Origin of the sequence: Ligilactobacillus acidipiscis DSM 15836 (assembly GCF_001435755.1) — a bacterium.
In the GTDB taxonomy this organism is placed as follows: domain Bacteria; phylum Bacillota; class Bacilli; order Lactobacillales; family Lactobacillaceae; genus Ligilactobacillus; species Ligilactobacillus acidipiscis.
On record NZ_AZFI01000064.1, the window covers coordinates 1 to 10,568 of the forward strand.

Below are 10,568 nucleotides of genomic sequence, written 5' to 3' on the forward strand. Positions count from 1 at the left end.
ACTGCAACGAAAAGTATGAATAATTCAGGAAAACAAAATATTTGTAAAATAAAATGAGTGTTGTGATAGCAGATCAAAAATGAGACGTATTGAAAAGTTTGCTAAATATAATAGAATAAAAGGGATAGAGAGTGGGGAAGAAAATGGCAAAAAAGAAAAAACAACCCAAAAAAACTAATGAAGAGCGAATTTTAGATGACAATCATATTGTTTTCAGTGAAATGCAATTTGACTGGTTATCTGGTAAGGAAAAAGCGTTGAAGCAGGTTAAAGAAGCCGGTTTAAACGAAGAAAGCATTTTGAAGACTATCGTTTGTTTAGGCAGTGATGGTCCCAAGGACTATCTGGTAGTTTGTCTGCCGATCATTAGTGAGATCGATTTAAAGATGGTTGCCCGTGAGCTTGGCAAAAAGCAGATCCATTTGGCTGATAATAAAAAATTGATCAAAATTACAGGCTATATTCACGGAGCAAATACTCCGATCGGGATCCATGCTTTTAAAGATTTTCCGATTTATTTTGATCAGCGGATCAAAGATTTTCCAGAAGTTTGTGTTTCAGCGGGCAAGGTCGGGCGTTCTGTACGAATCAAATTAAATGAATTGGTGGGCTTGGTTGATGGACATTTCATCCAAGTTTCAGACCATACACAAATATAGTAAAAAGGTCAAGGAGATAAAATGAAAAAAATCGAGCAGGGTGCATTGTTTTTACAGAGGCATTTAGCGTTGTTTAAATGTCCGATCTGTGGAGAAGCCTTTAGGGAAGTTGTTGGCTATCAATTGGTATGTCAGCTGGATCACAGTTTCGACCTGTCTCGCAAAGGGACTTTATTTATGATCACACATAAGGTCAAAAGCGAATATGATAGTCCTGAAATGTGGCAAGCTCGGCGTAAAATGTTGACTTTAGGTTTGTTTGATCCGATCATCGCAGCAATCAACGAGGCAATGCCTGTTGAAGAGAAGTTGAATATCCTTGATATTGGATCCGGCGAAGGCACTCCGCCTGCTAAGTTAAAAAAACTGCGAGCAGGAATTGAGGATACTTTGGTAGGGGTCGACATTTCTAAAAGTGCCGTAAATTTAGCAACATCATATCAAAATGATAACTTCTTTTGTGTGGCTGACTTGGCAGCCCTGCCATTTGCAGATCAGTCATTTGATTGCATTACGGATATTTTTTCACCCGCAGCATATCATGAATTTAAACGAGTTTTACGACCACATGGTAAAATTTATAAAATCGTTCCTAATAGCGGTTATCTAAAAGAATTGCGGGCATTGTTGTATAATGAGGAAAGTGCACATCGGACATATGATAACTCGGCAGTCTTATCTTTGTTTGCTAAAAACTTCCCTGACTATCAGAAACAGGACATCAAATATACCTTTGAATTTTCTGAGACAGATTTTAGTTCATTGCTAATGATGACACCGTTAAATTGGGGAGCTTCTCAGCAAACCAAACAAAATGTCCTAGAAACACCGTTGAAGCAGATCACAGTAGATGTTTCATTACTGACAGCGGCCAAACAATAAGGCGAACTGAGAAAACTAGACCGACTTTGCAAGAATAATAAACGTTCGAAGCATCTTTTACTATAAGATTTGTCAGAAAAGGGTTGCAAATCTCAGCCTTTCAATGTTATGGTTGATTTAAGGATTATGTGGCAAATAAAAGTGCTAAGTCGCTGTTATTTGTGGACGTATTTCATTAACGCAGCCGGTCGCAGTCAACGCACCGAACGGCTGCGCTTTTTTTGCCAGTGAGATAAAATTCTTAGTTGTTCTGGCAGTAGTTAAGTTGGGCAGATGATGCCTAATAAAATCATACGGGCTCAAAACTAAGCCCAAGGAAGGAATCAATAGTGACTAACCATATTGCTTTATTTGAACCATTAATGCCTGCTAATACCGGGAATATTGCTCGGACTTGTGCTGGGACTAATACTGAATTGCATTTGATCGAGCCGCTTGGCTTTTCAACTGACGATAAGTATTTAAAGCGGGCAGGACTTGATTATTGGGATCATGTTAAAATTACTTATCATAAAAATTTAGTTGATTTTATCGAAAGTATTCCTGATTTAAGCTATTTGTACCTAGTTTCTAAATTTGCGGAACATGCTTATACAGAAGTTGATTATTCTGATGTCAGTCAAGATCATTATTTTTTGTTTGGCAAGGAAACGACTGGCTTGCCTGAACCTTTTATGCGTCAGTATCCTGACAAGTGTATTCGGATCCCCCAAAATGATCAAAATATTCGGGCTTTGAATTTATCTAATTCAGCAGCAATTGTCATTTATGAAGCCGTTCGGCAACAGGGATTTCCTAACTTGGAAACGACTCATTTGTATGATAATGATAAATTAAAATAACTTGTTATGCAGGATTAGGATCAACTAGTCTTGAAGAGAAAATGGAATGCAGCGATCGCTTTTTGATTTGTGCATTCCGTTTTTCATTATACAGAAGTGTTTGTCGAACAACTCTTCTAAGATGAGCCTCTCTGAATACTGTGCAAATTGTGTTTTATTTTTTTTCCGATCCTTCATTGTAGGATCGATGGATGAATAAATAACAAGATTTTTCACTGTGAAAAAAACCTCACCGCTAAAAATTAGTTTTAAAATGAGTGTGTTTCAAGAAAAAATGACCACCGCACAAATGTTCCTATACTAATGATTATGGTATACTGACATAAGTGATTATTGAAGACAGCATTTTTGCGAGCAATACTAATGTGCGAAAATGGTGCCTTAGAAAGGAATTTGAAATTGGCTATAAAAAAGAGAAAAACAGGCCGCAAACAAACAAAAAAACAAAAGCAGCAAATGACTGCAAGGATCATTGGTATAGTGCTGATCATTTTGAGTTTGGCAGGTGGTTTTCACTTAGGCAACATGGGATTATTACTGGCCAATTGTTTTCGGATTTTCCTTGGTGATGCTTATCAGCTAGGAACTCTTTTTGTTGTGTTTGTGGGAGCATATATGTTGATAAGCGCTAAAGAACCGCGCGTTAAAGTAAATTATTTGGGCGGGGGTATTTTAGTTACGGCCAGTGTGATCCTCTTTTTAAGCACCTATCTATTTGGTCGCCTTGACTTACATACAGATTTTTTGACAGTTACTTGGCAATATTTAAAATCTGACATCATATCAAACAGTGTCGGCAGCGCTGTCGGTGGCGGTCTGCTGGGCGCTTTTCTATACCAAATAACATACTTTTTGTTAGCCCAGATAGGCAGTTACGTGATTGCTGCTTTGTTAATGTTGGGTGGAGGATGCCTGATCTTGGGAATTTCATTTGGTAAAGTTGTCGATTTTTTGGGCCTATCTTTGTATGAGATCTTAAAGTTTTTCAAACAAGTAGGTTTATGGTTAACTAATTTGTTCAAGAAAAGCGGTCCATGGCTAAAACGCAGACGCAATAGTTTACATGATAAAGTTCAGCAAGACTATTTTGAAGATACAAAACATGGGCAAGATAACAGTATTAATGAAAAAGTGAAAGATGAAGGACTGACTGCGACTGAGCTTAGTGCAGATGAGCTGACCGAAACTGTGACGATAGAAAACGACATCAATGATGATAAGAACCTGCCGCCAGCTCATTCGACGGATGATCCGGCTTTATGGAATGAGCAAAGTTCACAAAATTCCCAAAAAAATGTGCGAGAAATTCAACCTAAGCCGACCAACCCAGACTATGAATTACCGGATGCCAGCTTACTACAAGATGTCGCTCCAACAGACCAAAGCCAAGAAAAAAAGGCTTTACGCCGTAATCAGGATGTCTTGAAAAAAACATTCAAGAGTTTCGGGGTCGATGTTGAATTAAAAAATACGATCTTGGGACCATCTGTGACGAAATACGAACTGCATCCAGCAATCGGTGTCAAGGTTTCCAAGATCGTTAATCTTTCAGATGACTTGGCTTTAGCTTTGGCTGCGAAAGATATTCGGATCGAAGCCCCAATTCCCGGCAAACCTTTGATCGGGATCGAAGTTCCCAACCAACAGGTGGCTACGATCTCCTTTAAAGATGNAACCAGATCCCGATAAACCGCTTAAAGTTCCATTAGGGCGTGATGTTTCCGGCAATTTAGTTACAGCAGACCTTTCCAAGATGCCTCATTTATTGATCGCTGGTTCGACAGGAAGCGGGAAGTCAGTAGCTATCAATGGTATTATCACTAGTTTATTGATGAATGATACACCTGACCAGGTCAAGATGATGTTAGTCGACCCTAAGAAAGTTGAACTCGGAGTATACAATGAGGTTCCGCATTTGTTGACACCAGTCGTCACGGATCCGAAAAAAGCCGCCCGTGCCTTGCATAAACTAGTGTCTGAGATGGAACGCCGTTATGAGTTGTTTGCAAACACTGGTCAAAGAAACATCAACGGCTATAATAAAATGGTCAAGCGCCAGAACAAGGAGCAAAAAACCGCCGAGCCGACTCTGCCATATATAGTGGCGATCGTTGATGAATTGTCAGATTTGATGATGGTCGCATCAAACGAAGTGGAAGATGCGATCATCCGTTTAGCGCAGATGGCTCGGGCGGCAGGGATCCATATGATCCTTGCAACTCAGCGTCCGTCGGTCGATGTTATTACCGGTTTGATCAAGGCAAACGTTCCATCACGAATGGCATTTGCTGTTTCATCGGGGACAGACTCGCGCACAATCATTGACTCTTCTGGTGCCGAAAAATTATTAGGTCGTGGAGATATGTTATTCTTGCCGATGGGAATGAATAAGCCAGTCCGTGTGCAGGGGGCCTTTATTTCTGATAAGGATGTTGAAAATGTTGTTGAATTTGTCAAAGCTCAACAAGAAGCTTCTTACGATACTTCAATGGAAGTGACGGATGAAGAGGCTAATGACTCTGGCAGTGATGATGAAGAGGACGAGCTTTTTGCTGAAGCTGTCGAATTCATCACTAAAGAACAAAAATGCAGCATTTCTTTATTACAGCGTAAATTTAAAATTGGCTACAACCGGGCAGCTCGGATCGTGGATAGGATGGCAGAAAAAGGTTTTGTTGGCCCACAAGAAGGTAGTAAGCCTCGCCAAGTTTATTTAAAAAAGGAAGAATAATTCAAATTGAAAAACTTGTTTCGATGTGATGATGAGTGTTGCATTGAAACAGGTTTTTTACTTGTCAAAAAGCAGATTATTTGAATAAAAATGAGTATGAATTGTAAAAATAGTTCTTCTCCTTGCAAAAAGCTGATAATTTTGTGGTCTGCGTTGTTTTTATTGCAAATTTCGACTATGATATAAATTGTATTTTTAGACTATCTCAGAGGAGAATTGATCGTAATTGGAAATAATGGACGGCGTAAATTTGACGCTTAAACCAACAAAAAAATTTAAAACTAATCAAATCTTAGTTTCTTTTACCACTAATATTAAAAACCATCAGGAAATTACTGCCCGCACATTACTGGCTGATCTTTTGGAAAGTACAAGTGAACACTATTCTACCCAACGTGCGGTTGCTTTAAAACTTTCTGAATTGTATGGTGCAAGTTTTGGAACTTCAGTTAGTCGTTACGGCAATGTCTACGGACTTAATTTTATTATTAATGTTGTTAACGACCAATATTTGCCAGGTACAACTAATGTTTTACAGGAGACATTTGCCTTTTTAAATGAGATGATTTTTTCACCACAGATAGTGGATGGGAAATTTGCAGCAGATGCTTTTCAGATCCAAAAACAGAATTTGGAAGCTTTTTTGGCTTCACTTGACGACAATAAACAAGGTAAAGCTTTGACTGGTATGAATGCGCTATATTTTCATGACCGCTTGCAACAAATCCCAGCAGTCGGGCAAATTGCTGATATTGGCGGGCTAAGTGCCGCTAATATGGCCGCACTTTATCATAAGATGATCACAGAAGATCAAATCAATATCGTTGTTTCCGGTCATGTAAAAGAAGATGAAGTTGTTTCAGCACTTAAGGTCATGCCATTCACTGCTAGGAAAAAGAAGCATTTGAGTTTGATCTATACTCAAGCACGATCGCCACAAGTTAAAAACAAAAGTGAAAAAGAAAAGGTCAGTCAAAGTAAATTAAACTTGGCTTATAATCTGCCGATCGCTTATGACTCACAGGAACGCTTTTCTGCAATGGTCTTCAACGAACTTTTCGGCGGGTCGGCTTTATCGCTGCTTTTTCAAAACGTTCGCGAAAAAAACAGTCTTGCTTATTATGCCGAAAGCGATATGGATCTGTTTCGGCAGGATCTTTGGGTGCAAACCGGGATCCAAGCTGAGAACAAGGACAAAGTTTTGCAGGTCGTTAAGCAGCAATTGGCTGCCTTGCAGACGGGGCAAATTGATAAAGAGCAGTTAAAAAAGATCAAAGCTTCGATGATCAATAGTTATATTGCGCGGGCTGATAGCCAGTCGGTCGCATTGAGCCGGGCTTTAGGAGCTAGTCTGACAGGAGTTTTAACTTCTGAAAAGCAGTGGATCTCTGGTGTAGATGCTGTGAGTGCAAAAGACGTTTCTCAAATTGCCCAAAAGGCTCATCTTCAAGCAGTCTACTTTTTAGATGGGGGGATTCAATGAAGGTGCAAAAGTTAAACTATCCACAATTTAATGAAACGTTATATCGGACCACTCTTTTTAATGGTCTCACTGTTAATTTGCTGCCACGCGAAGGTTTCCATAAAACCTATGCTGTTATGACAACTAATTATGGTTCAGTTGACACCCAGTTTGTCAATAGCCAAGGGAAACAGGTCGATGTTTTGGCTGGGACTGCTCATTTTTTGGAACATAAGCTATTTGAAAAAGAAGACCATGATGCTTTTGATGTGTTTGGCGAGTATGGTGCTGATGTTAATGCCTTTACGAGTTTTACGAAGACCAGTTTCCTTTTTTCAACTACGCAAAATTTGTCCAAGTGTTTAGAGACCTTGTTGGACTTTGTACAAGAACCTTATTTTTCTACACAAACAGTTGAAAAAGAGAAAGGGATCATCGGCGAAGAAATATCGATGTATGATGATGATGCCGACTGGCAGCTTTTTTTTGGGATACTAAAAAATCTATATCCCAAAGATCCCTTGAGTGTCGACATTGCGGGTACGAAAGATACAATTGCCCAGATCGATCCTCAAGTATTGTATGATTGTTATAACGAATATTATCAGCCGGCTAACATGGACCTTTTTGTGGTTGGAGGTTTTGATCTGACTGAAGTATTGGATGTTATTGAAGCTGACCAAGCAAAAAAAGATTTTAACGCTTTCCAAAATAATAATGAATTGCCGCTGTTTTTAGGCAAGTCAGGCAGCGACATTCGCACTTTTGCCGAAAAAACTTTAAATGTGACTCGTCCGAAGTCCATGATCGGGATCAAAGGGATGCAGGAAACGCCGCAAAAAAGGGCAGGATTAAAGTATAAGTTAGAACTTGAATTGGGACTATATTTATTATTCGGTGAATCTTCCTTACTGTTCCAGGAGCTGTTTCAAGCTGGAATAGTTGATGATTCATTCAACTATGAGTTGGAAATGGAACGCGGTTTTCATTTTGCTGTGATCTCGGGTGATACTTTTCGTTTTGAAGAAATGGAAGAGAGGATCAAAAAGACTATTGCTCATGCGCCTGAGATATTAGCCAATTCTTCGACAGAGCTGGAACTCGCCAAAAAAGAATTTTTAGGTCAATATATTCAGGCGCAAAATTCTCTTGAAAGTATTGCTAACGGCTATGACGGAAAATTGTTCGACCATGCTACTTTGTTTGATTATGCTGAGTTGGTCCCACAAGTTTCATTAGCTGATGTTTGTGCGGCAATCGAAAGATTATTTCGGCCACAAGTTATCAGTACGTTTAGGGTAATGCCAGTAAATGAAGAAAAATAATGTAGTGAAACTATTTTTGGTAATTTGAAAGGAGAAATTCTATGCAATGGGCTCTTATTTTAGGAGCGTCTGGAGATATTGGCAAACAGACAGCCGTTGACTTGGCGAAGGCCGGATGGTCGCTTTATTTGCATTATTTTAAAGGAAAACAAACGGCGGTCAAACTACAAAAGCAGCTGCATGAAAGGTATCCGGACCAAGATTTTCTCTTGATACAAGCAGATCTTTCTCAAAACAGCAGTGTGTCTCAGATAATAAGCCAGCTCTTTTCTCTTAATGCTGTGATTTTTGCACAAGGAACGACTGACTACGGTCTTTTTGCCGAGGCTGCCCCCCAAGCATTGAGTAAAATGTTAACTATGCAAGTTGAGCTGCCCTTACAGTTGATTCAGTCTGTACAAGACAAGCTGGCACTTTCAGGGCAAGGACGGGTCGTTTTTGTAGGGTCTGTGTATGGCGGTGCAGGAAGTGCGATGGAAGTTGGTTATTCCACGGTCAAAGGGGCTTTGAGTGCTTTTGCTTCTGCTTATAGTAAAGAAGTTGCTTCTTTAGGTATTACAGTTAATGTGATCGCTCCCGGAGCAGTTTCGACCAGAATGAATATGACCTTTTCTGCCGCAGAACGGGCCGAAGTTGCCGCAGAGATCCCAGCTGGGTACTTTGCTCAGACAAGTGAGATCAGTTACTGGATCAAGGCGTTTTTGGACAAACAGGCAGGGTATTTGACCGGGCAGACTATCTATGTCACAGGTGGATGGTTAAAATAATGATTTCTTAATGAAATGCATTATCTTCCTATGCTATACTATTATTGTTTAAAAGTATCTAAATTAAGCAAAGATATGGAGTAATAAAAGTGAGTGAAATCGGACAAACATTAAAAAATGCGCGGGTCGATCAAGGTTTGACCCTTGATGATCTACAACAAACAACAAAAATTCAAAAGCGTTATTTGATTGCGATCGAAGAAGAAAATTTTGATGTACTTCCAGGCGATTTTTACGTTAGAGCATTTATTCGCGAATATGCTGAAACGGTAGGCCTTGATGCGGATGAGTTGTTGGCTTCGATCGATAAAGAGCTTGGGCAACATGAAGAAGAAAAAACTCAAACTAATGAGACTGTTTCACGGATGAATTTGCGTGAAAAAAATAAAGATACTGAAATGGGCAACGGACAAAAATTGCTTAATTATTTGCCGACTATTGTGATCGTTGTCGTTGTGGTAGCTATTATTGGAACTGTTTTCGGAGTTTCTTATAATAACAAGCGGCAAGCACAAAAGTCAGTTAATACTGATGTCAAAGTTTCATCTGCAGTTTCAACGTCCAAGAAACCTGCAGCTAAAAGCTCAAATTCTTCGTCAAGTAAAGCAAGTTCCCAGTCTAAGCAAGAAACAAGCCAAAAGAAAACTAAAAAAGCTAAGAAATCTAAACAAAAGATCCGGTTAACTCAAAACTCAGGCTCCAGCTTTACCTATAATATGACAAATGCTCCCAAAACCAACAAAGTTTCGTTAAAGGTTTCTGGCGGTAATGCTTGGAATGCTGTTTCAGTCAATGGTAGTCAGACTTGGCAAGGGACCTTGGCACAAGGGGAAGATCATACGGTAAATATTCCTGAAGGTGCAACTAGCGTGACTATTCAGCTAGGAAATTCAAAGGCTACTTCGATCAAGATCAATAAAAAGAAGTTCAATTTTTTGAAGGATAATGCCGATTTAACTGTCCGGACGATCACGCTCCAGCTAAATGGCACAAGTGATAGTCAAGAGAGTACCAGTTCAGTAGATCAAACTAGTTCAAGTAGTACCCAAACAACTACGGGAACACAGTCTGAACAAAATACAAGTACGACATCAAATACTAATAATGGTACTAATCAATAATAAGGAGTGGAGTATTTTATGAATCTTCCTAATAAATTAACGGTCATCCGCATTATTTTGATCCCCGTTTTTATTTTAGTTTTAGCTTTACCCCTCGATTGGGGTTCTGTGACTGTCGCTGGAACTACCATCCCGGTGACAGAATTAGTTGCTGCAATTATTTTTGCAGTCGCTTCATTAACCGACTTTGCAGATGGGCAGATCGCACGGCGCAATCATTTAGTCACGAATTTTGGTAAATTTGCTGACCCGCTTGCGGATAAAATGTTAGTGATGACTGCATTTATCTTTCTAGTTGCTTTAGACAAGGCACCGGCTTGGGTCGTAACGATCATCGTGTGTCGTGAATTAGCAGTTACTGGTTTGCGTCTGATCGTTGTCGAAAATAATGGTGAAGTAATGGCCGCCGCTATGCCCGGCAAAATTAAAACAACTTCGCAGATGTTTTCGATCATCTTCTTATTCTTGAATAATGTATTTTTCGCAAATATTCATTTTCCAATCGGTGAGATCCTCTTATATATTTGCTTATTCTTCACGATTTACTCTGGAATAGAATATTTCTACAACGCGCGCGCTGTCTTTGCTGACTCATTTGGCAATTAATTTTAAAAAATAGCAATAATTTGCTGGGACCACGACTAGAAAAATTTAAGTCGTCGGTCTTTTTTTAGTTCAACAATGGAATTTCACTCTAGTGGTATGATAGGAACTATACTAAAAAATAAATTTTAAGAAATTTTTTCACACCTGAATTATTCATACTTTTCGTTGCAGTT

9 protein-coding genes and 1 pseudogene are annotated in these 10,568 nt (G+C 39.3%); all 10 read left to right on the forward strand.

Annotated features, from left to right (window positions below):
* The first annotated feature begins 143 nt into the window (after positions 1-143).
* The 10 genes and pseudogenes from FC65_RS05800 to pgsA all read left to right on the forward strand — a co-directional run bounded on the left by FC65_RS05800 (position 144) and on the right by pgsA (position 10,395).
* On the forward strand, positions 144-659 hold the full coding sequence (locus FC65_RS05800; RefSeq protein ID WP_056971904.1) for a YbaK/EbsC family protein: 516 nt from the start codon (positions 144-146) through the stop codon (positions 657-659).
* 21 nt (positions 660-680) lie between these two features.
* Positions 681-1,541, forward strand: coding sequence for a methyltransferase domain-containing protein (locus FC65_RS05805; RefSeq protein ID WP_056971900.1), 861 nt, complete (start codon positions 681-683; stop codon positions 1,539-1,541).
* 329 nt (positions 1,542-1,870) lie between these two features.
* Positions 1,871-2,383, forward strand: coding sequence for a tRNA (cytidine(34)-2'-O)-methyltransferase (locus FC65_RS05810; RefSeq protein WP_010498999.1), 513 nt, complete (start codon positions 1,871-1,873; stop codon positions 2,381-2,383).
* Between the two features lie 894 nt (positions 2,384-3,277).
* A partial coding sequence (locus tag FC65_RS12820) for a DNA translocase FtsK (RefSeq protein WP_338088172.1) occupies positions 3,278-4,055 on the forward strand: 778 nt, incomplete at its 3' end.
* A gap of 1 nt (position 4,056) precedes the next feature.
* Positions 4,057-5,114 (forward strand): annotated as a pseudogene (locus FC65_RS12395) (DNA translocase FtsK); the annotation flags it as partial.
* Between the two features lie 235 nt (positions 5,115-5,349).
* Positions 5,350-6,597 carry an EF-P 5-aminopentanol modification-associated protein YfmF gene (yfmF, locus tag FC65_RS05820; RefSeq protein WP_056971905.1) on the forward strand — a complete coding sequence of 416 codons (1,248 nt, stop codon included), beginning with the start codon at positions 5,350-5,352 and terminating at the stop codon, positions 6,595-6,597.
* On the forward strand, positions 6,594-7,901 hold the full coding sequence (gene yfmH / locus FC65_RS05825; protein WP_156408578.1) for an EF-P 5-aminopentanol modification-associated protein YfmH: 1,308 nt from the start codon (positions 6,594-6,596) through the stop codon (positions 7,899-7,901). The genes yfmF and yfmH overlap by 4 nt, the downstream gene beginning before the upstream one ends.
* A 41-nt stretch (positions 7,902-7,942) precedes the next feature.
* Positions 7,943-8,668, forward strand: coding sequence for an elongation factor P 5-aminopentanone reductase (ymfI, locus tag FC65_RS05830; protein WP_056971901.1), 726 nt, complete (start codon positions 7,943-7,945; stop codon positions 8,666-8,668).
* An 89-nt stretch (positions 8,669-8,757) separates the two neighbouring features.
* A complete protein-coding gene (locus FC65_RS05835; RefSeq protein WP_056971902.1) occupies positions 8,758-9,789 on the forward strand; it encodes a helix-turn-helix domain-containing protein in 1,032 nt (343 codons plus the stop codon).
* Positions 9,790-9,807: 18 nt separating this feature from the next.
* Positions 9,808-10,395 (forward strand): CDP-diacylglycerol--glycerol-3-phosphate 3-phosphatidyltransferase, encoded by a 588-nt coding sequence (gene pgsA, locus FC65_RS05840; RefSeq protein ID WP_056971903.1) that lies wholly within the window; start codon positions 9,808-9,810, stop codon positions 10,393-10,395.
* Positions 10,396-10,568 lie beyond the last annotated feature (173 nt).

Bases quoted from the DNA above. Each gene is read 5' to 3' on its own strand.
- FC65_RS05800 (WP_056971904.1), top strand. From the start codon at position 144: ATGGCAAAAAAGAAAAAACAACCCAAAAAAACTAATGAAGAGCGAATT.
- FC65_RS05805 (WP_056971900.1), top strand. From the start codon at position 681: ATGAAAAAAATCGAGCAGGGTGCATTGTTTTTACAGAGGCATTTAGCG.
- yfmF (WP_056971905.1), top strand. From the start codon at position 5,350: ATGGACGGCGTAAATTTGACGCTTAAACCAACAAAAAAATTTAAAACT.
- yfmH (WP_156408578.1), top strand. From the start codon at position 6,594: ATGAAGGTGCAAAAGTTAAACTATCCACAATTTAATGAAACGTTATAT.
- ymfI (WP_056971901.1), top strand. From the start codon at position 7,943: ATGCAATGGGCTCTTATTTTAGGAGCGTCTGGAGATATTGGCAAACAG.
- pgsA (WP_056971903.1), top strand. From the start codon at position 9,808: ATGAATCTTCCTAATAAATTAACGGTCATCCGCATTATTTTGATCCCC.